This is a genomic window from Amycolatopsis rhabdoformis (assembly GCF_035918295.1).
GTDB classification, from domain to species: domain Bacteria; phylum Actinomycetota; class Actinomycetes; order Mycobacteriales; family Pseudonocardiaceae; genus Amycolatopsis; species Amycolatopsis rhabdoformis.
Genome location: NZ_CP142149.1, coordinates 1,257,134 through 1,281,336, shown reverse-complemented (window position 1 = coordinate 1,281,336; position 24,203 = coordinate 1,257,134). Strand labels below are relative to the sequence as shown.

Sequence of the window (24,203 nt, the reverse complement as noted above, 5' to 3'; positions counted from 1 at the left end):
GGCCCCAACACCGACCACGGCTCCGACCACACCACCAGCCACGGTTCTGACCGCGTCACGACGTGGCCCAGCGGCGCGCCCGGCGTGGATCCGGGTCCGGCACGGCGTCGAGCAGTGTCCGCGTGTACTCGTGCTCCGGCTTGGCGAACAGCTGCCGTTTCGCGGCGAGCTCCACGATCTTCCCCGCGCGCATCACCGCCACGCGGTCGGCGATCTGCTGCACCACCGCGAGGTTGTGCGACACGAACACGTACGTCAGCTGCAAGCGGGACTGCAGGTCGGCGAGCAGGTCGAGCACCTGCGCCTGCACGGACACGTCCAGGGCGCTCGTCGGCTCGTCCAGCACGACCAGCCGCGGTTCCAGCGCGAGCGCGCGGGCGATCGAGATGCGCTGGCGCTGCCCGCCGGAGAACTCGTGCGGGTAGCGGTCCTGCACCTCGGGCGCGAGGCCCACGGCGTCGAGCAGCTCCCCCACCCGCGCCCGCAACCGGTTGCGGCCGCCGCGGCCCCGCAGGCCGCGTTCGTGCGTGACCAACGGTTCGCCGACGATCTCGGTCACGCGCAGGCGCGGGTTCATGCTGGAGTACGGATCCTGCAGCACCACCTGCATCTCGCGGCGCACCTTGCGCAGCCGCGCCGCCGGCAGCGTCGCCAGGTCTTCGCCGGCGAAGCGGACGGAGCCGGTCGTCGGTTCTTCCAGCCGCAGCAGCAGCCGGGTCAGTGTCGTCTTGCCGGAGCCCGATTCGCCGACCACCGCGAGCGTCTCACCGCCGACCACGTCGAGATCGACGTGGTCGACGGCGGCCACCGCGCCGTAGTCCTTGCGCAGGCCCCGGATCTCGACCAGGTTCGTCATACCCGCTCCAGCTTCGGTGTGGCGCGCAGCAGCTCGCGCGTGTACTCCTCCTGCGGTGTCTCGAACACCGGCAGCACATCGCCGGTCTCCACGACCCGGCCCGAGCGCATCACCACGACCCGGTCGGCGACCTCGGCCACCACCCCCAGGTCGTGGGTGATGAGCAGGATCGCCATGCCGTGCCTGCGTTGCAGGTCCACGAGCAGTTCCAGGATCTGTGCCTGCACGGTCACGTCGAGCGCGGTCGTCGGCTCGTCGGCCACCAGCACCCGCGGCCGGCCGACGAGCGCCATCGCGATCATCACGCGCTGGCGCAGCCCGCCCGAAAGCTGGTGCGGGTACTGGGCCGCCCGGCGTTCGGGATCCGGGATTCCGGCCTCCCGCAACGCTTCCACCGCGGCCTTGCCCGCTTCCGCGCGGGACGCGCCCTGGTGGCGCCGCACGACTTCCGCGACCTGCGCCCCGACCCGTTTCACCGGGTTGAGGCTCGTCATCGGGTCCTGGAACACCATCGCCACGTCGTTGCCTCGGATCTTCCGGAGGTCCTTTTCGGACAGTCGCAGTACGTCGCGCCCGTCCAGCAGCACCTCGCCTTCGTAGGCGCACGGCGGTTCGGGGTTGAGGCGCAGCAGCGACAGGGCCGTGGCGGTCTTGCCGCTGCCCGACTCCCCCACCACCGCCAGCGTCTCGCCCTCGTCCAGGGCGAAGCTCACGCCGTCGACGGCCGTGACCGTGCCGGTGTCGAGCCGGAACTCGACCCGCAGGTCCTTGATCTCCACGAGGCTCATGAGCGGTACGCCTTCGGGTCCGCGACGTCGCGCAGGACGTCTCCGGTGATGTTGACGGCCAACGCGGTGATCATCAGCGCGATGCCGGGGAACACGGCCACCCACCACGACGTGCCGAGGTAGAGCTGGCCGTCGCTGAGCATGCCGCCCCACGTCACGGTCTGCTTGGGCACGCCGAGGCCGAGGTAGCTCAGCGAGGCCTCGGCCACGATCGCGGCGGCCACGTGCAGCGTGCCGATGGTGGCGAGCGGCGCCATCACGTTGGGCAGCAGGTGCCGGCGCATGATCGCGAGGTCGCTCACGCCGATCGCCCGCGCCTCGGTCACGAACTCCCTGGTGCGCAGGGAAAGGACCTCGGAGCGGATCACGCGGGCGTAGGAGACCCAGCCGGTGAAGCCGAGCACCAGCACCACGTACCACAGACCCGAGCCGAGGAACCCGACGATCGCGAGCGCCAGCAGGATCGGCGGGAACGCGAGCTGGATGTCGGCCAAGCGCATGAGGACCCGGTCGAACCAGCCGCCGAGGAACCCGGCCACCAGCCCGATCGCCGCGCCGACGATCCCGGCCAGCAGCGCCGCGCAGGCACCCACCAGCAGCGAGATCCGGGCGCCGTAGAAGAGCCGCGAAAGGATGTCGCGCCCGAGCTGGTCGGTGCCGAGCAGGTGGCTCGCGTCGCCACCCGACTCCCACGCGGGCGGGTGCAGGCGCACCAGCAGGTCCTGCGCGCTCGGGTCGTACGGCGCGATCAGCGGTGCGCACAGCGCGATCAGCACCATGAGCACGAGCACGGTCACGGCGACCGCGCCGAGACGGTTGCGCAGCATCGCGCGCACGGCGCTCGGCCGGGCCGACCGCGCGGCGGCGGCCACAGCGGTGATGGCGGTCATGACGTCACCCGCACCCTCGGGTCGAGAATCGTGTAGGACAGGTCCACCAGCAGGTTCACGATCACGAACGTGGCGGCGAAGAACAGCACCGCGGCCTGCACGAGCGGGAAGTCGCGGTTCTGGATCGCCTCGACCGTGAGCCGGCCGAGGCCCGGCCACGAGAACACCTGCTCGGTGAGGATCGCGCCGCCGAGCAGAGAGCCGACCTCCAGGCCGACGACGGTGACCACCGGCAGCGCGGCGTTGCGCATGCCGTGGCCGAGCACGATGCCGCCGGTGCTCAGGCCTTTCGCCTTGGCGGTGCGGATGAAGTCGGAGCCGAGCACGTCGATCAGCGACGAGCGCAACAGCCGCGCGATCACCGCCACCGAGTACACGGCCAGCGTCACCGCGGGCAGGATCAGGTGCTCGATCCCGCCGTACCCCGACGCGGGCAGGATCTTCAGCTGCACGGCGAAGATCAGGATCAGCAGGATGCCGACCCAGAAGGCCGGCGTGGACTGTCCGACGAGGACACCGGCCATCACGCCGGAGTCGCCCGCGCGGCCGCGCCGCATCGCCGCGAACGTGCCCGCCGGCACGGCGAGCGCCAGCGCCACGAGCAGCGCGGCTCCGGCCAGCTCCAGCGTCGCCGGGACGCGGGAGAACAGCACGTCGGTCACCGGCTGGTCGTACACGAGCGAGGTGCCGAGTTTCAGCCGCGGCAGGCCGGCCAGGTAGTCGAGGTACTGCGTGATCAGCGGCCGGTCGAGCCCCAGGCTCGCGCGCAGCGTCGCTTCCTGGGCCGCGGTGGCGTCGGGCGGCAGGATCAGCTTCACCGGGTCACCCGAGAGCCGCACGAGCAGGAACGCCGCCGTGGCCACGAAGAACAGCACGACGATCGCGGTGAGCACCTTCGTCACGACCACCCGCAGAACGCCCGCGCCCGCGCGCGCGACCGGGCGGGTGGCGGTGGTGACCGGCGCCGTCACGGGGTCACCTTCGCCGAGGCCATGGCGAGCACGCCGACGACCCCGGGCTGCCACGTCGGCCTGGTGTTGACCGCGTAGGTGTTGTCGATCTGGTAGAGGAACACGAACGGCGCCTCCTGCTTCAGAAGTTTCTGCAGCGACGTGAACGCCTGCTGCCGGGCGGCGGGGGCGAGGGAGAGCTCCTCGGCGTCGATGAGCCGGTCGGCGTCTGCGTTGTGCCAGCGGCTCTGCCGCCGGTCGTGGCGGACGTTGGACTGCACGAGGCTTTCGGCGTCGAGCGTCCAGCCGGTGCTGGCGGCGAGGTAGATCGGGCCGAGCGCGCTGTGGTTGTTCGACGTGAGGCGGCTGGTGTACGTGCCGGAGTCCAACAGGTCGACACGGGCCCGCACGCCGACTTTCGCCAGCAGCCCGGAGATCGCTTCGGCGACGTTGGAGTCGGCGGTCAGCGCGGTGATCGAGGTGTCGAAGCCGTTCGGGAAACCGGCTTCGGTGAGCAACCGCTTGGCTTCGCCGAGGTCACGCGTGTACGGCGCGATCGACGGGTCGAAGCCGAACGACTCGCGCGGGAACATCGTCGGCACCTCGCGCGCCTTGCCGTCGAGCACCGCCTTGATCAGCAGCGGCACGTCCACGGCGTGGTTGAGCGCCTGGCGCACCCGCACGTCGCGCAGCGGGCCCTGCGTGGTGTCGAGCGAGAGGTAGGAGGTGCGGATGCCCGGGAAGTGCCGGATGTCGACGCCGGGATAACCCTGGATCTGCAGCGCGGCGTCCGGGGTCAGGTTGGCGACGATGTCCACCTCGTCGCTCTGCAGCGACGCGAGCGCGGACGACGGGTCGGCCATCGGCAGGAACACGAGCTCGTCGTAGGCCGGTTTGCCGCCCCAGTACGCGGGGTTCGCGCGCATCCGCAGCTGGTGGTCGCGCTCGAACTCCTCGAAGGTGAACGGCCCGGTGCCCACCGGGTGCTTCGCGAAACCGGCCGAACCCACCTGCTTCAGGTACTTCGGCGGCACAGCGACGCCGCCGAACAGCGAGACCTTGGCCGGGATGATCGGGTCGGCCGCGCTGCAGTGCAGGTCCACCGTCAGCGGATCGACGACCGCGGCGTGCTTCACGTACCGCAGCTCCACGATCGGCGATTTCGTGGCCGGGTCGAGCAGCCGGTTGATGCTGAACGCGATCGCGGCCGCGTCACACGGCTCGCCGTTGTGGAACTTGACGCCGGGGCGCAGCTTGAACCGCCAGGTCAGCGGATCGGGCGCGGACCACGAGAGGGCCAGACCGGGTTTGAGCTGGTTGTCCGGACCTCGGGTGGTGAGCGTGTCGAAAAGGTTGATCAACACGTTCATCGAGGTCAGGTCGCCCTGCTTCTGGGGGTCCAGCGTCTTCGGGTCCGCGGACTGGGCCACGCGCAGCACGTTGCCGGACACGCCGGCAGCGCTGCCGCACGCGGTGAGCAGACCCGGCAGCGCGAGCGCGGGCAGCGCCAGGCCGCCGAGCCGGAGAGCGTCGCGGCGGGACAGGCGGGGACGCGGAGGGGCCACGGGGTACCGACTCCTTTCGATCGTTTCGTGAAGTGAAAGACCGTTCCGTCAGATGGAATGCGATTGCGCTAAGGTAGGCGCCGTGACCAAGGCTGTCAACGACTCGGCGACCAGTCCCCGCGGCGCGGTGGACAAGGCACTCGAAGTGCTGGCCACCCTCGCGCGCCCGGGCGGGCCACACCGCCTCGCCGACGTCGCGAAGGCCTGCGACCTGCCGAAACCGACCGCGCACCGGATGCTGCAGACGTTCGCGGACGCCGGGTTCGCCGCGTCGGCCGGCAGCGGCCGCTACGACGTCGGGCCGCGGCTGCTCGGGCTGTCGGCCGCGGTGCTCGCCGGCAGCCGCGCCACGCGGTCGGCCCGGCCGGTGCTCGCCGACCTGCGGCGGCGGACCGGGCACACGGTGCACTACGCGGTGCGCCACGCCGACCAGGCGGTGTACGTGGAGAAGCTCGAGCCCGAGCAGGCGTACCGGCTCAACACGCGCCCGGGCGGCGAGGTGCCGCTGTACTGCACCGGCGTCGGGCGGGCCATCCTGTCGCGCCTGCCGGCCGCGGACGTCGCCGCCGTGCTCGACACCGCGCCGCTGCGGGCGTGGACCGGCAAGACCCTCACGGACCCGGCGGCGATCCGCGCGGAACTGGCCACTGTGGACGAACTCGGGTACGTGGTCGACGACGAGCAGTACGAATCGCACGTGCGCTGCGTGGCGGCCCCGGTGATCGACGCCGACGGGGTGCTCGCCGGCGCGGTGAGCGTGTCCGGCCTGACCTTCACCCTGCCGCCGGACGCGGTCACCACCCTAGGCCCGCTCGTCGCGGAGGCGGCGAACCGGATCTCGGCGAAGCTCGGGCCGGCCACCCTGCAGGCGGTGTCCGATGAGGACTGAGCTCGGTGAGATTCTGGCGCGGGCACAGGAAACCGGCGTGTTCTCCGCCGCCGCGTGGTCGGTGGGTACGGCCGACGAGGTGCTCGACCGCGGAGTGCTCGGCACTCGGTGGCACGGCGGCCCGGCGGCGACCGAGCACAGTCTCTGGGACCTGGCTTCGGTGACGAAGCCGATCGTCGGGCTCGCCGTGGTGGCGCTGGCCGAACGCGGCCTGCTCGACCTCGACGACCCGCTCCCCCGGCACCTGCCGGCGTACGCGGGCGGCGACAAGGCCTCGATCACCGTGCGGCAGGTGCTCACGCACACGTCCGGACTGCCGGGCGGCACCCCGCTCTACCGCGAGCACACCACTCGCGACGCGCTGCTCGAGGCGATCCGGATCGGTCCGTTGCGCTCGGCACCGGGCACGCGGGTCGAGTACTCGTCGCAGGGGTTCATCCTGCTCGGGCTGATCGCCGAGGTCGCGGGCGGCGCGCCGCTCGACCGACTGGTCGCGGACCTCGTCACTCAGCCGGCGGGGTTGACCGCCACCGGATTCGGGCCGGCTGGGGGATTTCTGGCTGACGCAGTGGCCACCGAGGACTGTCCGTGGCGGGGCCGAGTCGTGTGTGGACAGGTGCACGACGAGAACGCCGTGGTGCTGGGCGGAGTGTGCGGGCACGCCGGACTGTTCGCCCCGCTGCGCGACGTCGAGCGACTCGGTCAGGTCCTGGCCGGTGGCGCGCAAGCATTGCTGAAACCTGCTTCGCACGCGGCGATGATCGCTTGTCACACCGAGGATCTCGCGCTGCGCCGCGGGCTCGCGTGGCAGGGCCTCGACGGGCCGGGTTCACCCGTCGGCACCGCGCTGGAGCCCACCGCGTACGGCCACACCGGGTTCACCGGCACCAGCCTGTGGGTGGAGCCGGCGCGCGGCCGGTACTACGTGCTGCTCACCAACCGCGTGCACCCGTCCCGGACCACGCCGGGAATCGAAACGGTGCGGCGCGAATTCCACGCGTCCGCGGCTTCTCGCTGATCCCACATCCTGGACATCGCGGGAGTTCGTTCACGCGGCTGAAGTCGTTGGCGGAGAACGACATCGATTTCGGAGTGTCCGGTTTGCGTGTTTTCCACCCAACGGCTGGACCACGATCCACTCCCTACTTTCGGCGCTGCCCAGTTTCGGACCGGAATCCGAAACTTCTCCCACGGGCCACTCGAGGTGGTCCTCCGTGCGGAAGGTAGACCGTATGTCTTCGAAACGACTGGCCGTGCTGGCGACAGCGGTGACGGCGTCGTCGATCCTCGTGGCCGCCACCGGCGCCGCGAACGCGTCGCCCCAGCAGACCGACCAGGTGAGCACCGACTCCCTCGGCCGCGTCATCGCCGTGCAGCCCGCGGCCCCGGTCGCCGCCGCCCGCGGTCTCGCCGGCAACGCCGCCGCGTCCGCGCGGTCGCACACCGCGGACCTGGCCCGGCAGTTCGGTCTCGCCGTCGGCGACCTCGCGCTCACCAGCGTGCAGGCCGTGCCGGGTGGCAGCATCGCGCGGCTGCAGCAGAACGTCGGCGGGGTGCCGGTGTACGGCGCGCAGATCGTGCAGGACCTCGACGGCAGCGGTGCGCTCATGGCCGCGCTCGGCAAGACCACGCAGCGCACGCAGGGCGCGTTCCCGGCCGACGCCAAGAGCGCCCAGGACCGCGCGGCCCGCCTGGCGCACGACGCCGTGATGAAGCAGGACGCGGACGCCAAGAGCCTGAAGACCGGTGCGGAAACCGCTTACTGGTACGACGCGAGCCTCGGCGGCGAAGGCGCGAGCGCCACCGCCGTGCCCACGTACTTCGTGCCGGTGACCGGCGCGACGCCCGAGGACAAGTGGACGGTCGTCGTCGGCGCCGACACCGGCAAGGTGCTGCAGGTGTGGGGCGACTCGGAGGCCGCCACCAACCGGGTGGTGTGCGATGCCAAGCGCAAGGTCGTGGACCTCGACATCGCCACGCTGGCCGACCTGCGCTGCGGCGTGGGCACCGCGTTCGGCGTGACCCGCGGCGAAGGCCAGGCCGCGGTGGCCACCGCCGACGTGAACAGCGTCTACGACTTCTTCGGCAAGGCACAGGACTTCTACGGCACCTACGCCTCCTACGACCTCACCGCCAACATCGGCGCCGACTACCACGACGGCAAGGGCAAGGCCCTGCGCGGCACCGTGCGCATGTGCGAGGTCGAGACCGAGAACGACGGCCGCCGCCACACGCAGTGCCCGTGGGCCAACGCGTTCTGGGAAGGCGAGCAGATGGCCTTCGGTGAAGGCGTGACCACAATGGACATCACCGGTCACGAGCTCACCCACGGCGTCACCCAGCACACCTCGCAGCTCGGCAGCGGCTACGCCGGCGCGCTCAACGAGGGCATGTCCGACGTGATGGGCCAGTTCATCGCCATCAAGGCCGGCGACGCCAACGTGCAGGGCGCGAACCGCTGGCTGATGGGCGCGGGCTCGTCGATCGGGCAGGTGCGCGACATGAAGAACCCGCCGAACTCGGGTGAGGGCCCCAGCCCCGACCGCGTGAACGGCCAGTACTGGGTCGGCGCGAGCGGCGACCCGCACATCAACGCCGGCGTCGTCGACAAGACCGACTACCTCATCACCGACGGCGCGACCTTCAACGGCCAGACCGTGCGCGGCATCGGCGAGAACAAGGCCATCGCGCTCTGGTGGAAGGTCGAGAACCTGCTGCGCCCCACGTCCACCTTCAAGGACCTCGGCACGGCGCTCAACTCCGCCTGCACCACCAACGCCCGCACCGGCGTCGCCGGCACCACCACGGCCGACTGCACCCAGGTCGCCAACGCGGTGAAGGCCACGCAGCTGAACCTGGCTCCGTAAGGCGATTCTCTCGACGGCCGTTGCCGGCACTCGGGTTTCCGGGTGCCGGCAACGGCTTTTCGCGTGGTCTGCGGTGGCCGGCGATGGCGGCGTGGGTGACGGCATGGGTCACCCTGTCGCGAACCTGCCAGCGAGGTGCGGGTCAGGAGCGCACCATGGAGACCGTGTCAGTCTTCGGAGAGCAGGTCCGCGAGCACGGCGGCCTGGCTGATGTCCAGGGCCTTGCTCGCGGTGAGCAGCGTGAGCGGGCCGTTCGCGGCGGCCTCCCGCAAGCCGGCCAGCGCGTCGGCCTGCGGGCCGGGCTCGGCGAGCTCCGCGCGGTAGCGGCGGGTGAACTCGGCGAACTTGTCGGGGTCGTGGCCGTACCACTTGCGCAGCTCGGTGGTGGGCGCCACGGCCTTGCACCAGTCGTCGAGGGCGGCCTTCGCCTTGGCGAGACCGCGGGGCCACACGCGGTCCACGAGCACGCGCGTGCCGTCGTCGGGGCCGGCCGGGTCGTAGACGCGACTGAAACGAACCATGCCGCCATTGTCGCCCATGCCGGGGCCGGCCGTGACTAGCGCGCCCGAGCGCAATCGCGTGACGCCGCTGGGCGAGATCGTCGCGATCCCGCTGCGCGGCGCGTGGACCGGCAACCGCGGCATCCTCCACTCCGGACACGACCTCGTGCGCACCCACGCGAGCGACCTGTGGCTCACCTGCCGGCTCGAGTTCCGCGGCCGGTGGCGCGAGCAGTGGCTGCCGCACCGCTACACGCACCTGTTCTTCCACGACGAGGCCGTGTCGTTCGCCGCCGGGCACCGGCCGTGCGCGGAATGCCGGCACGCCTCTTACGTGCGTTATCGCGATGGGTGGGCCGACGAGCTGGCCGTGGCGCCGCCGTCGGCGCGGGCGATGAACCGGCAGCTGCACGCCGAACGGCTCGACGGCCGGCGGCGCCGGCTGCACGAGCTGCCGTGGGCGGGTCTGCCGGACGGGGTGTTCGTGCTGCGGGAGGACGAGCCCGCGGTGATCGTCGACGGCGGGCTCACCGCGTGGACCACGGCCGGGTACGGCACCCGCTCGGTGCTTCCGGCGCGGGGAAAAGCCCAGGTCATCACGCCACCGGCCACGATCGCCGTGCTGCGCACCGGCTATCCGGTCGAGATCAACGCCGCCGCACGGGGCTGAGTCCGCCGGTCGGTTGTGGCACTGAGTGCAGTTAGCGATCGTCGGCCGGGAAGACGGCGCCGAGGCGGGCCATCACCTCGGGCAACGGCGTCGCCGTGCTCAGCACCGCCACCACCGTCGTCTCGGCGGCCGGTGGCCGGAACGCCTCGCCGACCAGGGCGAACGCCCGGGCGGCGCTCGCCGTGATGTCGTCCTTGCCCCCACTGCGCAGCCACCGCCGCAGCACGTGGTTGTTGGCCGCCGCGATCGCCGCCGCCGCGACGGCCGCGCGCAGGCTCGCCGTACCGTCGCCCTGCTCGGCGAATCGGGTCTGCAGGTAGCGCGCGAGCACGCGCTGGTACCGGTCGACGGTCGCGACTTCCTTGTCCCGCAACGAAGCCACGGTCCGGGTCAGCGTGAACCGCTTGAGCGACACGTCGAGGTCCGCGGCGTAGTAGTCGAGCACCAGGCTCACCGTCTCGCAGGCCACCTCCACGGCGTCGCGCGCCGGGTCGGCGTTCTCGAACGCCTGCTCCATCTCCGTCACGATCTCGTCGTGGTTGGCGAAGAGTACGTCGTCCTTGGTGTCGAAGTACCGGAAGAACGTGCGCCGCCCGACGCCGGCCGCGGCCGCGATCTCGTCCACGGTCGTCGCCTCGTACCCGTTGGCCACGAACAGGTCCACGGCCGCCGAGGACAGCGCCCGGCGCAGCTGCCGTCGGCCGGCGGGCGTCGCCCCGACCCGGGTGGCCGGCGCGCGGCGCGGCGAATCGGTCATGCCCGCAGACGCTAGCAGGCCGCCTCACCGGCAGGCACCGTCTTGCTAGTGGCACTGAGTGCCGTTAAACTCGTGGTCGGACCTCGGGACCCCGTGACCGCTCCCCCACCACCGGAAGGCGTGGACGATGACCCTCGACCAGCAGCTCCAGCCGATCGAGCTCGCGCCGGCCGACCGCGCCCACGAGCGGTTCGACGCCTACTACGGCCGCCTCTTCGGCTGGTCGGTGCGCTGGCAGGGCAGCCGGCTGTTCCTCGCGCTCGAAAACGGCCTGTGCGCCGTCACGCTGCCGAAGCTCGCCGCCGGGCCGGTGCTGCGCCACCTCGCCGACACCGGCTGCCAGGGTCCTGTGCTGGTCCTGCCCACACAGCACGGCCCGCGCGTCGCGATCCTCGCCGAGACCGACGGCCTCATCCCCCCGCGCGCCACGCTGCCCGCCGACGTCGACCTGCTGGACTGCGGTGCTCTCGTGCCGCTGCCGATCGGTCCGTTGACCCCGGGCGTGTCCACCGAGTGGCTCGCCGCGCCGGACCCGCGGCAGCGCTGGCTGCCGAGCCTGAGCGCGGTGCTGGCCGGCGTGCGCGTGCGCCACTGAGCCCGCTTCCGGACGGCGGTGCGGCTTCGACCACCCGCCGGTGCGAGCAGCTCCGGCGGTTAAGCTCCCGGCTCGAACAGCTCCTGGTCGTTGTGCCCCAAGGGAATAGTGCCCCTGGGAAACCCTCAGCGACTGTTCGCGAGCTGTCCGCCCAGCACGTTCGCGGCCTGGTCCACGACGTCATCCACCCCGGCGACGAGGGTTTCGATCTCGGCCCACCGGCGGCGGTCGCGGTCGGCGTCGGGCGCGAGCGCGGTGTCGACGAGCAGCAGGAGGGTGTCGATCTCGTAGGCGAGATCGGCGAGCTTCAGGAACGGCACGTGGTCCGGCGGCACCCCGGCCGCCGCCGCGCGGGCGCAGGCGGCGTGGCCCAGCGTGCGGCAGACGGCCTGCAGCCGGGCCCGGATCTCCTCCTTGCGAGCCCCCGCCCGCGGGACGCCGGTGCGGATGTTCCAGGCCACCGAGAGGAGGCAGCGGCCCGCGTCGTCGAGGGAGGTGTTCATCACCGGGCGAGTCTGGTGCAGGCGCACCGGGTGCGGGTCCGCTCAGCCGTTCGACACGCGAAGGCCACCGGATCGGGTGAACGACCGCGAGTGTCCTTTGTGGACGCGACGCTCAGGCGATCGCGTGGTCCTCCTCCACCGGCACCGTGATCACCTCGACGCCGTGGTCGCGCATGGCCCGGCGGTGGCGGTCGGGCAGCCGGTCGTCGGTCACGAACAGGTCGACGTCGTCGAGCGAACACGCCCGCACCATCGCCGAGAGCTCGAACTTGCCGGAGTCGGCCAGCAGGATCACCTCGTCGGCGACGTCGACGAGCGCGCGCTTGGACCCCGCGTCGAAGTGGTTGCCGCAGAACACCCCGTCGTCGGTGAGGCTCGACGCCGCCAGCAGCAGCGTGCGCACGCGCAGCCCGCCGATCGCGGCCACGGTCATCGGGCCGGCGAACGACTGCGAGCTCGGGTGCAGCGTGCCGCCCAGGCTGATCACGTCGAAACCGTCGCGCCCCAGCAACGTGTTCACGATCGGCAGCGAGGCCGTGACCACCTGCAGGCGCGCGCCGTCCGGGAGGAGCTTGGCCACCTCGTGCGTGGTCGTGCCGGCGTCGAACGCCACCGCGCCGGTGTCGGGCAGCAGCTCCAGCGCCTTGTGCGCGATCGCCCGTTTCGCGTCGTTGTCGCGCGTGGCGCGGGCGCGGAAGTCCGTGCCGTCGATCGCCGCCGCCGGCAGCATGGTGACCCCGCCGTGCACGCTGCGCATGCGGCCCTCGCCCACCAGCTGGCGCGCGTCCCGGCGGATCGTCATCTCCGAGACGTCCAGCGCCACGGCCAGCTCCGCCACCGTGCAGAACCCCTGCGCCTCGACCATCGACACGAGCCTGATCCGACGCTCCTGCGCGGGCGACACCTGAGCCTCGGTTACCACGCGTTCCTCCCTCTCGACCTCCCGGGCGGCCCGTCACCGCGACGGGCCCTGCCGGATCCGTCCGATGTTAACCAGTGTCAATTCTCCAACACCACCTCGAACCGCCGCGACCGGTCCCCTCGTGCCGGTTTTCCGCTCAGGCCCAGGTCGACCGTGGGCCGCGAGCGGGGCCGCGGTCGCGAACGGTCCGTTCGCGCCGCCGTTTTCCCGCCCGCCACCACGGAATCCGGGCGGTCACTTGAGCGCGAGCGCGTTCGCCGGTGAGCCCACTCCGCCGCGCAGGTTGATCGGCGCCGAGGTGAGCAGGCATTCGTAGCGGCCGTCGCGGGCGCAGTGCGCGGCCAGTTCGTCGAGCCACCACAGCTCGCCCAGCGGCACACCCAGCAGCCCGATCAGGCGCGGGTGCAGCGCGACCGGGCCGAGCGGCAGGGCCTCGACCGCGATGTTGTCGCACGCCAGCGCGCTCACGCCCCAGTCCCAGAGGTAGGCGAGCAGCTCGTCGTCCGCCGCCAGGCCGGGCCCGGTGGTGTCGGCGCGCACGGCGGTGCGCTCCGCCACCGAGGCCCGCTCGTACTCGCTCGCCCAGCCCGTGCGGATCAACAAGACGTCCCCGGCGCGCTGCTCGACCCCGCACGCCGCACGGCACGCTTCGAGATCGGCCGCCGTGATCTCGGCGCGCGTGCGCCAGTGCAGTGGCCGGCCCTGGTCGGCGAGGTACGCGCCGACGTCGAGCAGCACCGCCCGCCCGGCGATGCCGCGCGCGGCCCACACGTGCACCCCGTGGCCGGCGGCCGGCAGCCGGTTGTGGAAGTCGCCGTCGGGGCGGCGCGCGTGCAGGAACCCGTCCCACTGCGAAGACGCCTGCAGGTAGTACCGGTCGAGCCAGTCGTCGAGGTTGCCGCGCGGGGTGGTGAACACGTGGTGTTCGACTTGTTCGCGGCTGAACAAGGGCGGGTCCACCCAGTCGACCGGCGCGTTGAGGCTGAATACCGCGCCTTCGCGCACGAGCGTCGCCGCGTGCGCGATCGCCGTGGGGGTCTGCAGGTTCAGCGCGCCGAGCGCGTCGCCCGGGCCGAACACCCCGCTCGCGTCACCACCCGGCAGGTCCGCGTACGCCGGCCGCTCCGTCATCCGTTCCTCCGCTCGCTCACACCGATCCCAGCAGAATCTCGCGCACCACCGACGGGTCGCGTTCGTAGTCCACCGCCGGGCGGTCGAACGGAATCGTCCCGCGGTCCACGATCACCAGCCGGTCGGCGTACTCGATCGCCTGGTCCACCAGCTGTTCGACCACCACCACCGCGCGCCCCGAGTCCGCGCGCGCCCGCAGCGCCGCCATGATCGGCGGGATCAGCACCTGCGCCACGCCGAGGGAAGGTTCGTCGCACAACAGCACCGGCGGGTCGAGCATCATCGCCTGCGCGATCGCGAGCACCTGCTGCTGCCCGCCGGACAGGTCACCGGCGAACACGCCGAGCCGCTCGGCGAGCAGCGGGAACGTGCCCACCACCTCGTCGAACCGCTGCTCGCGCCGCGCGCCGCGCAGGCCGTAACCGCCGAGGCGCAGGTTGTCCCGCACGGTCAGCTCACCGAACACCCGGTGCCCCTGGTGCACCAGCCGCACGCCGGCGCGCGCCCGCGCGGACGGGCCGCGGCGCAGCGGCGCACCGTCCAGCGTGGTGGTGCCCGCCTGTTCGGGAACGAACCCCGCGATCGTCGCGAGCAGCGTGCTCTTGCCCGCGCCGTTCGCGCCGGCGACGAGCAGCAGCTCGCCCGCGGCCACGGCGAGGTCCACGCCGTGCAGCACGGTCATCGAGCCGTAACCCGACCGCAGTCCCTCAACGCGCAGCACGGCCGCTCCCCACGATCACGTCCATCGAGTCACTCTCCCGCACTTCGGCCGCACGACCGGTCGTGAGCACCCGGCCTTCCGCCAGCACCGTCACGGTGTCCGCGATCCCCCACACCAGGGGGAGATCGTGTTCGACGAGCACCACGGTCGCACCGCTCGCCGCGACGAGGCTGCGGATCAGGGAAACCAGCTGCCGCCGTTCGTTGAGCGACAATCCGGCGGCCGGCTCGTCGAGCAGCACCAGCCGCGGCGAAGACACACAGATGCGCAGCAGCTCCAGCCACCGGCGCTCGGAGTGCGTGAACGACGCCACCGCCACCCCGCGCAGCTGGTCGCGGATCCAGCCGTAGTCCCGATCCGACCCCTCGCGGATGCCGAGCTCGATGTTGTCCCACGCGTCGAGCGAGTCGAACACCCGCGGCGTCTGGAAACCGCGCGCGACGCCGGCTGTGGCGATTTCCACGGCCGAGTGGTGGTTTTCGGACAGGCCGTCCAGCGAAACCACCCCGGCGTCGGCGCGGACCAGACCGGAGATCACATTGAGCGTGGTGGATTTCCCACAGCCGTTGGGCCCGATCAGCGCGTGGACCCTGCCGGCCGCGGCCTCGAACCCCACCCCGTCGAGCGCGACCACCGCACCGAAGCGCTTCGTCACCCCGGACACCTCGAGCGCCAGCCCCCGGCCGGCTTTCCCCTCGCCCTCGAGTCCCGTGCCCTCGGACCGCTCGCGCTCCAGCTGTTCGATCATCGCCGGGATGTCCACCGCCGGTTTCGGCGCGGTTTTCCGGACCCGCGCGGCGAGGCGTTTCAGCGGCGGCAACAGCCCGTCGGGCAGCAGAGCCATGATCACGAAGGCGAGCACGCCGTAGATCAGGTCGCGGTAGTCGGCGAAGTTCGTGAGCAGCAAGTTCGGCACCACGTACAGCACGAACAACCCGAACAGCGGCCCGATGATCGTGCTGTCACCACCCACCACCACGGTGAAGTACAGCAGCACGCTGAACGACACCGGAAACGCGTCGGGGCTCACGAAGCTGAAGTACGGCGCGTACAGCGCTCCCGCGACCCCCGCGCCCACCGCGGCGAGCACGAACGCCACCACACGCACCCGCCCGGGCCGGATCCGCAGCGTCTGCGCGGCTTCCGGGCTGATCGCCGCGGCCCGCATCCGGCGGCCCAGGCGGGAACCCCGCAACACCGCGTGTCCGAAGAAGGCCAGGATCGCCAGCGCCAGCACGATCAGGCTGAACGGCTGGAACGCACCGCTGTGCGCGTCGACCGGCCGCACCACGGTGAGCGGCACGCCGGACACCGCGTGGGTGAACGTGCTGAACCCGTAGAGCAGCTGCGGGAACACCACCGCGGCGGCGAGCGACACGAACCCGAGGTAGTAGCCCTGCACGCGCAGCGCCGGCAACGCCAGCAGCAGCCCGAGCACCGCGGCGATCGCGATGCCGAGCAGCACGGCGAGCACCGGGTTCCAGCCGTAGGTGGCCGTCGCCAGCGCCGTGCTGTAGGCCGCGGCGCCGAAGATCGCGCCTTGGCCGAAGGTGTACTGGCCGGATTCGGCGCGCAGCAGGTTCGTCGAGGCCGACGCGATGGAGTAGATCGCGACGATCGTGAGCGCGTAGGCCCAGTACGGATCACCGCCCAGCACCGGCACGAGCACGGCGAGCGCGAGGATCACCGCGCCGACGCCGGACTCGCGTACGGCCGACGTGTTCAGTGTGTCCACAAGCGACAGTCGATGCACGCTCACACCCTCCTCGCAGCGGGACGGCCGAACAGGCCCTGGGGCACCACGAGCAGCACGACCACGAGGATCCCGAGCACCACCGCCGACTGGAAGTCCGCGCCGATCCAGGTGGTCGCGGCCTGCGTGGCCATGCCGAACAGCGGACCGATCAGCACCGCGCCCTTCAGCGAGCTCAGCCCGCCGACGATCGCGACCGTGAACCCGCCGATCACGAGGTTCAGCCCGCTCGTGCTCGACAGCGCGAGGATCGGCCCGAACAGGTACCCGGTGAGGCCGAGGATCAGCCCCGCGATGGCGAACGACGCGATCTGCAGCCGCCGCGCGGGAATCCCGGCCGCCCGCGCGACGTCGTAGTCCTGGCGCAGCGCCTGCATCGCGAGGCCGGCGTCGGTGCGCCGGTAGAAGAGCGTCAGCGCGGCGAACGTGACCACCGCGAACGCGATCGCCACCAGGTAGAGCACCGACGTCTGCACCCCGAACACCCCGAAGCTGCCGAACACGGTCGGGATGTTGAGCGAGTCGCTGCCCAGCGTCCGTTCCACCAGCGCGCCGATGATCACCGACGCCGCCAGGGTGGTCACCAGCCACGAGTGCTGGCCGGTCCCGCCACGCAGCGGCAGCAACGTCGCCACTCCCTGCACCGACACCAGCGCGACGATCACGGCCACCACGGCGAGCAGGCCGAGCACGTACCCGCCGACGCCGACGCCGGCCGGGAGCCACGACACGGCGATGCCGCCCGCGGCCACGACCCAGAAGCCCTGCGCGAAGTTGAGGATCGTGCTGGTGTTGTAGATGATCGTGAGCGACATCGCGATGAGCGCGTAGATCGCGCCGCTGCCGATGCCCCGGACGAGGACGATTCCTAGTTCCTGCATGGTTGCCTCTCGAGAAGCCGCGTCACGGGCATCCGGCCACCTTCTTGAACACCCCGGGCACCACGACCGTGCCGGGTGCCACCGCCACGAGCGCGTCGTGCGAGGTGAGGAAGTGCGAAGCGGCGGAGATGCCGAACGGCGCGTTCACATACCCGTCCTTGAGCCCGGCCGCGTGGTGTTCGAGCCAGTTCGCGACCGAACGTCCGGTGATCGATTTCGCACCTTCCGCGCCGGCCGCGAACAACAGCACCGAGTCGTGGGTGTTCGCGGCGAGGTCGGTCTGCGCGGTCGCCGCGGCCTTCGCGTCGAACGCCTTGAGCTGCGTGCGGAACTGCGCCGTCTCCGGCGGGACCTGCGCGGCCGAGCAGGCGCCGAAGCCCGGGTATTCGAGCGCAGTCACGTTGCGGTAGGCGTCGGGGCCGGCGATCGCGGTGGCGGGCCCGGTGAACGTGGTGCCGTAGTTGCCGATCACGGGCACGGTCCAGTGCAGGTCCTGCAACGCCTTGAGGGCCCGCCCGGTGTCCTGGCCGTTGGACGCGAACACCATGAGCGCCTGCGGGTCCGTGTTCTTCAGGTTCAGCACCTGCGAGGTCAGGTCCGCCGTGCCCGACTGGTACTCGGCCGAACCCGTGACCGCGATCCCGTTCTGCTTCGCCGCGGCCCGGATCGCGGCCGAGCCGAGCCGGCCGTATTCGAGGGTGTCGGAGAGGATCGCGATCTTCCGGTACTGCCGGCTCGTCGCGTACCCGATCTGCGCGAGGCCCTGGTCGCCCGCGCTGGCGGTGATCGAGAAGCTCTGCGGCGCGGCCTTCGGGCCGAACGCCGGCGAGGCCGAGCCCTGCACGTTGTACACGTCCGCGGCGTTGATCGTGGTGATCAGCGCCGAGACCTGGCCCGACGCGGTCGGTCCCACGAGCACGTCCACGTGGTCCCGCAGGATCAGCCGCCGCACCTCCTGCACGCTCTGCGTGAGGTCCGAGGTGGTGTCGGCGGTCACGACCTGGAGCTGGTGCCCGAGCACCCCACCGGCGGCGTTGAGCTGGGCGACGGCGACTTCCGCGCCGAGGCGCACCGAGCTGCCGACCGTCGCGTTCGGACCCGTGAGCGGCACGGCGACCCCGATCCGGATCGGGCCGTCGCCGAGTGTCCCCGGAGGCGGGGAACCGCTTCCGCAGCCGGCGGGCGCCGCCAGCAGGCCGAGCACGAGCACGGCGCGCGGCCAGCGGGATCGACCGACTCGGGATCGACCGGCGCGGGATTGCCGGGTGCGGAGTCGCCGGAACCCCGGGTCCGCGCGCCGGCCGGCTGTCCGATGTGGCCCCATCGAGGTGCCTCCGTCTCTCGAGCTGGTCGCAACGTAGGGTGGCCCGCACCCGATGTCAATGTTCTAACATTCTGTGTTGCTCATCGAACACAAGCCTGATGATCGAGCCCCACCACCCGTTCGGCGAAAGGCAGGGCCTGTGACCACTCCACCACCCGTCGCGGTACTCACCGGTGGCGCCGGCGACCTCGGCTCGGCGACCGCCGCCCGCCTGGCCCGCGACGGCCACCGCCTGCTCGTGGTCGACGTGGACGGCGCGCGCGTGGAGGCCACCGTCGCGGCCCTGCGCGCCGACGGCGCCACCGCCGAAGGCCACACCGCCGACGTGAGCGACCCCGCGCAGGTCGCCGCCTACGCCGACCACGCGGCCCGCCTCGGTCCCGTGCGCGCGTTCTTCAACAACGCCGGCATCGAAGGCCCGCGTGCGCTCATCCCCGACTTCGACCTCGACGCGTTCGAACGCGTGCTGGCCGTGAACGTGCGTGGGGTGTTCCTCGGCCTCAAATTCGTGCTCCCGGTGCTCGAAGACGGCGGCGCCGTGGTGAACACCGCGAGCGGCGCGGCCTTCGCCGCGGGCGCCGGCAACGTCGCCTACGTGACGTCGAAGCACGCCGTGCTCGGCCTCACCCGCGCCGCCGCCGTCGAGGCCGCCGAGCGCGGGATCCGCGTGAACGCCGTGTGCCCCGGCGCCGTCGAGGGCCGGATGATGCGCAGCATCGACGCGCAGCGACTGTCCACGGAGGACGTTCCGGCCGGCAACCCGCTCGGCCGCCGCGCCCGCCCGGAGGAGATCGCCGACACCGTGGCGTTCCTGCTCTCACCGCAAGCGAGCTTCGTGACCGGCGAGGCCCTGGTCGTCGACGGCGGCAAACGCGCCCGCACCTGACCTTCGCCGTCCGCGCCGGACCGTGGCCGGCGCGGGCGGCGTCGCGTCAGGACACCGTCCACTTCGGAGCGCGCTTCTCCCGGAACGCGCGCGGCCCCTCGGCTCCGTCGTCGCTCTCCGCGATCTCCTTGTCCAAGTGCTTGGCGTAGGCCGAAAGCGTGGGCTCCGCCGCCGACATCCGGTAGAGCTGCACGGTGGCCTGCACCGCCAGCGGCGAGCTGCGGCACACCATCTCCGCGATCTCCTCGGCCGCCTCGAGCAGCTCGTCCTGCGGCACGACCCGGTTCACGATGCCCTGCTGCCACGCTTCCTGCGCGCTCAACCTTCCGTTGCAGAGGGTGAGGTACGCGGCGGTGGCGCGCGGCAGGGCCGTGTACTTCAGGTGCGGGGAGCCGAGCCGGCCGACGTTGGTGTGCTGGTCGCCGAGCCACGCGTCCTCGGCCATCACGCGCAGCTGGCACTGCAGCGCGAGCGTGAGCCCCACACCCACGGCGAACCCGTTCACCGCCGAAATCAGCGGCTTGTTGAGCTCCACGTCCTCGGGCATCCCGCCGCCGCCCCAGTGGAAGATCGGGCTGTTGGGGTCCTCGTGCGGCGTGCGCTTGCCCTCGGCCTGGTGCTGCGCCAGGAACTTGATGTCGCGCCCGGCGCAGAACGCGGGGCCCGCGCCGGTCACGATGCCGACGAAGATCTCCGGGTCGCGGGCGATGTCGAGCCAGCACTGGCGCAGCTCGAGGTAGGCGTAGGAATGCAGCGCGTTGCGCACCTCGGGCCGGTTGATCGTGACGTAGGCGACGTGGCCCTTCTTCTCGTAGACCACGTGCTCGAGGTCGCGCGGCCTGCCGGCCGGATCGTACGGCGACTCGTACTGGGCCATGGTGTCCTCCTTGTTTTCCGTGAGGTGGCCGGGGTTCGGCGGGGGTCAGGCCGGGACGCTGCCGAGGAACACGCGCTGCGGGTCGTAGGCCCGCAGCCGTTCGAGGTCCGCCGCGTCGGGCAGCGGCTCGGCCCGGCAGTCGGCGGCGACGGAGACCGGGAAGCCGGTGCGCTCCACGATCCGGCGCAGCGTGGTGTCCCGATCGGACCCCGCCACCTCCACGTAGCTGGTGATCTCGTAGCGGCCGTCGCGGCGTTCGAGCACGGCCTCCGACGTGACGATCGCCGACACGCGCCGGCCCGGCACCGTCACGTACGGCACGGCCTCGACCAGCCGCCGCGGCGAGTGCTTCACCACCGCGACCACGTCGTCGGCGGCCGAGGCCACGTCGTTCGCCCCGCCGGAGCCCACGAGGAACCCGCCGTCGGCGCCCACGGTGGAGTTGATGTTGCCCTCCGCGTCGATCTGGCCGGCGCCGAGCACCGCGATGCTCGACGTGCCCGGGCCCGCCATGTCGCGCCCGAGCACGGTCATCACGTCGGTGAGTTGCAGGCAGGTCGGGAGGTTCCGGCCCGCGAAAAGGTACGGATCTCCCGGCTGGGGTTCGAATCCGGACATCCCGAGTTCGGCCGCCAACTGCACCGGCGAACCGGCCGAGCGCAGCCGCGCGACGGCGACCCAGGCGGCCAGGTGCGCGAACCCGATCCCGGCCAGCGCGACGTCGTGGCCCGCCACCGTGATGCGGTCGCCCACGATCCGGGCCGCGGTGAGCGTCATCCGCTCCTCCACGGTGGGCCCGGTCGCCAGCGAAGGCGGCCACACCACTGGCTTCACCTCCCGCAGCCGGCGCAGCCGCTCCTCGCCGAGGCGCGCGAGGAACTCGTCGTGGTCACGTACCCCGGTGATCCACTTCTTGGTCCACCGCGCGAGCTCTTCCGGATCGGCCGCGGCCGCGCGCAGCTCGTCCATGAAGTCGGCGTCCTCGATGTACCCGGCGACGCCTTCGAGCCCCACCGGCTGCAGCCCGTAGGGGTGGGAGCCGAACGGCGTGCGGCAGACCGCGCGCACCGCGTGGGCGGGAATCATCGGCAGCGAGTTGTGCCGCCGGATGAAGGAGTCGTCCACGATCTCCTCCACACACGCGAGCACACCGTCGCGCGCGGCGAGCGAACCCCACGCGCCTTCGCCGTAGGGCGGGGCCAGGATCACGTTGCCCGCGGGGTCGGCGGCGAGCCCGTGCAGCAGCACCAGGTCCGGCCGCAGCGCGGTGACCACCGGCGACACGGCTCCGTCGGGGCCGACCTCGTGGTAGTCGCGTCCGCCGTGTTCCTGGGCCATGGTGCTGCCCGCGAGCGAGCGCACCGGCAGGAACGGCACGCCGAGAGCCTGGGCCATCAGCCGCGCGGTGAGCGTCCAGATCGACCAGTTCTCGATCTCGACGGACCCGTCGGCCGATGCCCGCTGCAGCGCCGGGTTCGGCCGCGGGCTCGGGAAGTTCTCGCCCGCGTACGCCACCGTCAGCTTCTTCACCAGCCCCGCGGCGACGAGCGCGTGCTGGGTGTTCACGAACCCGTGCGCACTGATCCGGAACCCCGGGTCGGTGCCGGCGAACTGCCGGATGATCTCCGCGACCGCCGCGTTGGGCCGGCCGCCGTTGTAGGCCAGGTGCAGGAACGCACCGGGCTGCACGAACTTCGCGACCGCCTCGGCCAGGGGCAGCACCTTCGACTCACTCATCACACGGCCTCCACGATCAGCAGCGCGTCCAGCGCCACGACACCCGACCCGACCGCCTTGACCGGGTTGATCTCGACCGTGAACTTCCGCCACGGCAACGCCGACGCCAGCGCACCGAGCCGGGCGGCGAACGCGCCCAGCGCGGCGACGTCCACGCCGGCCGCGAGCTTCGGCGCGCGCTGGAACAGCTTCAACGCGCCGATGTGGCCGGCCGCGGCCTCGGCGCTCACCGGGGCCCGCATGAGCACCACGTCGTCGAGCGCCTCGGCCAGTACCCCGCCGACGCCGATGCTCACCACCACACCGAACTGGTCGTCGGTGAACGCGGAAACCAGGAACTCCGTGTCCCCGTCGGCCATCCGCTGCACGAGCATCCCGTCGAGCGCCACGCCGTCGGCCTCGGCGCGGGTGGTGATCGCCTTCCACGCCGTGGTCAGTTCTTCCCGGTCGGACACCCCGAGTTTCACCAGGCCGGCCGCGTACCGGTGGGTGACCTCGTCGGTCACGCCTTTGAGCACCAGCGGAAAACCGAACTCCGCGGCCTCGGTCACCGAGTGCGCGTGGATGCCGTCCACCACGGGCAGCCCCGCAGCGGCGAGCACCGGCCGCGCACGGTGTTCGGCCACCACGGTGTGGTCGGAAACCACCAGATCCTTGACCACGGTCCGAACATCCGCCGGTACTTCGGCACCAGCGCCGGACTCCGCGGCGGCGGCCGGCGAGTAGCGGCCGAGGTGGCCCAGCGCCCGCGCCGCGCGATCGTGCTCGGGGAACGCGTAGATCCCCTGCTCCGCCAGCGACCGCAGCGCCTCCTCCGGCGCCAGCGGCCAGCTCACGCACACGGGCTTCGTGGTCGCCGCGCGCAGCGCCTCGACCGCGGCCACCACGTGGGATGCGCGATGGCGCATCGCCTGGGCGAGGAACAACACGCCGTCGACCCCGTCGTCGGCCGCGATCGCCGCCAGCGCGTCGGGCAGCTGATCGCGCCAGCGCGCCTGGTAGAACGACTCCGGCGTGAGGTCGGTCGGATTGGCCACCGCCGCCAGCGGCGTGAGCTTCGCGGCCGCGGCCGCCACCGTCGCCGCCGAAAGCCGCGGCACGGCCAGCCCCCGGGACACGCACTGGTCCGTGGCCAGCACCCCGCCGCCACCCCCGGTCGTGGTGATGGCGATCCGGCCCCCGGCCCCGAGCTGCTCCGGCCGCAGCGAGCTGAACAGCGACGCCGTGTCGAGCAGCTCTTCCAGCGAGCTCACCAGGGTCACGCCGCAGTCGCGCATCACGGCGGCGAACACCTTGTCCACGCCCGCGAGCACCGCGGTGTGCGATTTCGCGGCCTCGGCGCTCTCTTCGGACCGTCCGCCCTTCAGGATGATCACCGGTTTCGCGGCCGCGTGCGCTTCCCGCAACGCCGCGACGAGCTTCGCGCCGTCCTGCACGCCTTCGAGGTAGGCGGCGATCACGCGCACGCCGTCGTCGTTCGCGTAGTGGTGGATGAAGTCGGCGGCCGAGACCACGGCCTCGTTGCCGACACTCACCACGTGGCGGAAGCCCCAGCCCGCGCGGGCGGCCAGCGCCATCGACGCGGCGGTGATCCCGCCGCTCTGGCTCACCATCGAGACCGTGCCGGTGAGCATGGTGTCGAAATCGAACAGGCCCGAGCTGTAGGTGGCCGTGAGCTTCGTGGCGGTGTTGATCAGGCCCAGGCAGTTGGGGCCGCACAGATTGAAGTCCGCGGCCGTGCACGCCTCGACCAGCCGCTCCTGCAGCGCGCGGCCCTCCGGCCCCGACTCGGCAAACCCGCCGGCCCACACGACCCCGTTGCGGATGCCGGCCGCGCCGCACTCGGCGACGAGCTCGACCGTCCGGGCCGCGGGGACCGCGAGGATGGCGAGGTCCGCCGCGCCCGGCAGGTCGGCCACGCCGCGGTACGCGGGCAGGCCCGCCACCGTGTCGGCCGTCGGGTGCACCGGCCAGATCTCGCCGGTGTACCCGAACTTCAGCAGGTGCCCGATCGCCGTGCCGCCGACGTTGCCCTCGCGGTCGGACGCCCCGACCACGGCGACGCTGCGCGCCTCGAGCAGGCCGCGGATGTCGCGGAACCGCACTCCGTTCTCGCTCACTGAGCTGACCTTTCCTTCGTC

At 72.0% G+C, this 24,203-nt stretch carries 23 protein-coding genes; 6 read left to right on the top strand and 17 right to left on the bottom strand.

Going from position 1 to position 24,203, the window contains the following annotated elements; genetic code table 11:
• Nucleotides 1–55: 55 nt before the first annotated feature.
• Genes VSH64_RS05935 through VSH64_RS05915 form a run of 5 tightly spaced genes read right to left on the bottom strand, consistent with a single transcriptional unit; the run spans nt 56 to nt 5,049 of the window.
• A complete protein-coding gene (locus tag VSH64_RS05935; protein ID WP_326834455.1) occupies nt 56–856 on the bottom strand; it encodes an ATP-binding cassette domain-containing protein in 801 nt (266 codons plus the stop codon).
• On the bottom strand, nt 853–1,644 hold the full coding sequence (locus tag VSH64_RS05930; RefSeq protein WP_326834454.1) for an ABC transporter ATP-binding protein: 792 nt from the start codon (nt 1,642–1,644) through the stop codon (nt 853–855). Before VSH64_RS05930 ends, VSH64_RS05935 begins: the two co-directional genes overlap by 4 nt.
• On the bottom strand, nt 1,641–2,534 hold the full coding sequence (locus tag VSH64_RS05925; protein WP_326834453.1) for an ABC transporter permease: 894 nt from the start codon (nt 2,532–2,534) through the stop codon (nt 1,641–1,643). The genes VSH64_RS05930 and VSH64_RS05925 overlap by 4 nt, the downstream gene beginning before the upstream one ends.
• Complete coding sequence (locus VSH64_RS05920; RefSeq protein WP_326834452.1) at nt 2,531–3,505, bottom strand: ABC transporter permease; 975 nt, start codon at nt 3,503–3,505, stop codon at nt 2,531–2,533. The genes VSH64_RS05925 and VSH64_RS05920 overlap by 4 nt, the downstream gene beginning before the upstream one ends.
• Nucleotides 3,502–5,049, bottom strand: coding sequence for an ABC transporter substrate-binding protein (locus VSH64_RS05915; RefSeq protein WP_326834451.1), 1,548 nt, complete (start codon nt 5,047–5,049; stop codon nt 3,502–3,504). Before VSH64_RS05915 ends, VSH64_RS05920 begins: the two co-directional genes overlap by 4 nt.
• A gap of 82 nt (nt 5,050–5,131) precedes the next feature.
• Between VSH64_RS05915 and VSH64_RS05910 the strand changes: the two genes are divergently transcribed.
• The 3 genes from VSH64_RS05910 (at nt 5,132) to VSH64_RS05900 (ending at nt 8,805) form a co-directional block, all read left to right on the top strand.
• Nucleotides 5,132–5,938 carry an IclR family transcriptional regulator gene (locus VSH64_RS05910; RefSeq protein ID WP_326834450.1) on the top strand — a complete coding sequence of 269 codons (807 nt, stop codon included), beginning with the start codon at nt 5,132–5,134 and terminating at the stop codon, nt 5,936–5,938.
• On the top strand, nt 5,928–6,956 hold the full coding sequence (locus tag VSH64_RS05905; RefSeq protein WP_326834449.1) for a serine hydrolase domain-containing protein: 1,029 nt from the start codon (nt 5,928–5,930) through the stop codon (nt 6,954–6,956). Before VSH64_RS05910 ends, VSH64_RS05905 begins: the two co-directional genes overlap by 11 nt.
• A 214-nt stretch (nt 6,957–7,170) precedes the next feature.
• Nucleotides 7,171–8,805: a M4 family metallopeptidase gene (locus VSH64_RS05900; RefSeq protein WP_326834448.1), complete on the top strand. Its 1,635-nt coding sequence runs from the start codon at nt 7,171–7,173 to the stop codon at nt 8,803–8,805.
• A 167-nt stretch (nt 8,806–8,972) separates the two neighbouring features.
• On the opposite strand, the gene VSH64_RS05895 is transcribed toward VSH64_RS05900, so the two are convergent.
• On the bottom strand, nt 8,973–9,326 hold the full coding sequence (locus VSH64_RS05895) for a DUF488 domain-containing protein (RefSeq protein WP_326834447.1): 354 nt from the start codon (nt 9,324–9,326) through the stop codon (nt 8,973–8,975).
• Between the two features lie 31 nt (nt 9,327–9,357).
• Between VSH64_RS05895 and VSH64_RS05890 the strand changes: the two genes are divergently transcribed.
• A complete protein-coding gene (locus tag VSH64_RS05890) occupies nt 9,358–9,975 on the top strand; it encodes a hypothetical protein (RefSeq protein WP_326834446.1) in 618 nt (205 codons plus the stop codon).
• 31 nt (nt 9,976–10,006) lie between these two features.
• Here VSH64_RS05890 and VSH64_RS05885 read toward each other — a convergent pair whose 3' ends face one another.
• Nucleotides 10,007–10,732, bottom strand: a complete 726-nt coding sequence (locus VSH64_RS05885; RefSeq protein ID WP_326834445.1) for a TetR family transcriptional regulator — start codon at nt 10,730–10,732, stop codon at nt 10,007–10,009.
• 127 nt (nt 10,733–10,859) lie between these two features.
• On the opposite strand from VSH64_RS05885, the gene VSH64_RS05880 reads away from it, so the two are divergent.
• Nucleotides 10,860–11,327, top strand: a complete 468-nt coding sequence (locus VSH64_RS05880; protein WP_326834444.1) for a hypothetical protein — start codon at nt 10,860–10,862, stop codon at nt 11,325–11,327.
• Between the two features lie 125 nt (nt 11,328–11,452).
• Here the strand turns inward: VSH64_RS05880 and VSH64_RS05875 are convergent, their stop codons facing one another.
• The 7 genes from VSH64_RS05875 to VSH64_RS05845 all read right to left on the bottom strand — a co-directional run bounded on the left by VSH64_RS05875 (nt 11,453) and on the right by VSH64_RS05845 (nt 18,448).
• A complete protein-coding gene (locus VSH64_RS05875) occupies nt 11,453–11,830 on the bottom strand; it encodes a hypothetical protein (RefSeq protein ID WP_326834443.1) in 378 nt (125 codons plus the stop codon).
• A 112-nt stretch (nt 11,831–11,942) separates the two neighbouring features.
• Entirely contained in the window at nt 11,943–12,752 is an 810-nt protein-coding gene (locus VSH64_RS05870; RefSeq protein ID WP_326834442.1) for a DeoR/GlpR family DNA-binding transcription regulator, read from the bottom strand.
• A gap of 234 nt (nt 12,753–12,986) precedes the next feature.
• Nucleotides 12,987–13,883, bottom strand: coding sequence for a cyclase family protein (locus tag VSH64_RS05865; RefSeq protein WP_326834441.1), 897 nt, complete (start codon nt 13,881–13,883; stop codon nt 12,987–12,989).
• A 16-nt stretch (nt 13,884–13,899) separates the two neighbouring features.
• A complete protein-coding gene (locus VSH64_RS05860) occupies nt 13,900–14,604 on the bottom strand; it encodes an ABC transporter ATP-binding protein (RefSeq protein ID WP_326834440.1) in 705 nt (234 codons plus the stop codon).
• Complete coding sequence (locus VSH64_RS05855) at nt 14,591–16,339, bottom strand: ABC transporter permease subunit (RefSeq protein WP_326834439.1); 1,749 nt, start codon at nt 16,337–16,339, stop codon at nt 14,591–14,593. Before VSH64_RS05855 ends, VSH64_RS05860 begins: the two co-directional genes overlap by 14 nt.
• A 20-nt stretch (nt 16,340–16,359) precedes the next feature.
• On the bottom strand, nt 16,360–17,238 hold the full coding sequence (locus tag VSH64_RS05850) for a branched-chain amino acid ABC transporter permease (RefSeq protein ID WP_326834438.1): 879 nt from the start codon (nt 17,236–17,238) through the stop codon (nt 16,360–16,362).
• A 22-nt stretch (nt 17,239–17,260) separates the two neighbouring features.
• On the bottom strand, nt 17,261–18,448 hold the full coding sequence (locus tag VSH64_RS05845) for an ABC transporter substrate-binding protein (RefSeq protein ID WP_326834437.1): 1,188 nt from the start codon (nt 18,446–18,448) through the stop codon (nt 17,261–17,263).
• A gap of 253 nt (nt 18,449–18,701) precedes the next feature.
• On the opposite strand from VSH64_RS05845, the gene VSH64_RS05840 reads away from it, so the two are divergent.
• Complete coding sequence (locus VSH64_RS05840; RefSeq protein ID WP_326834436.1) at nt 18,702–19,448, top strand: SDR family NAD(P)-dependent oxidoreductase; 747 nt, start codon at nt 18,702–18,704, stop codon at nt 19,446–19,448.
• A gap of 46 nt (nt 19,449–19,494) precedes the next feature.
• Here the strand turns inward: VSH64_RS05840 and VSH64_RS05835 are convergent, their stop codons facing one another.
• Genes VSH64_RS05835 through VSH64_RS05825 form a run of 3 tightly spaced genes read right to left on the bottom strand, consistent with a single transcriptional unit; the run spans nt 19,495 to nt 24,182 of the window.
• Nucleotides 19,495–20,325 carry an enoyl-CoA hydratase-related protein gene (locus VSH64_RS05835; RefSeq protein ID WP_326834435.1) on the bottom strand — a complete coding sequence of 277 codons (831 nt, stop codon included), beginning with the start codon at nt 20,323–20,325 and terminating at the stop codon, nt 19,495–19,497.
• 45 nt (nt 20,326–20,370) lie between these two features.
• Nucleotides 20,371–22,062: a CoA-transferase gene (locus VSH64_RS05830; RefSeq protein WP_326834434.1), complete on the bottom strand. Its 1,692-nt coding sequence runs from the start codon at nt 22,060–22,062 to the stop codon at nt 20,371–20,373.
• Nucleotides 22,062–24,182 carry an acetate--CoA ligase family protein gene (locus VSH64_RS05825; protein ID WP_326834433.1) on the bottom strand — a complete coding sequence of 707 codons (2,121 nt, stop codon included), beginning with the start codon at nt 24,180–24,182 and terminating at the stop codon, nt 22,062–22,064. Before VSH64_RS05825 ends, VSH64_RS05830 begins: the two co-directional genes overlap by 1 nt.
• Nucleotides 24,183–24,203: the final 21 nt, after the last annotated feature.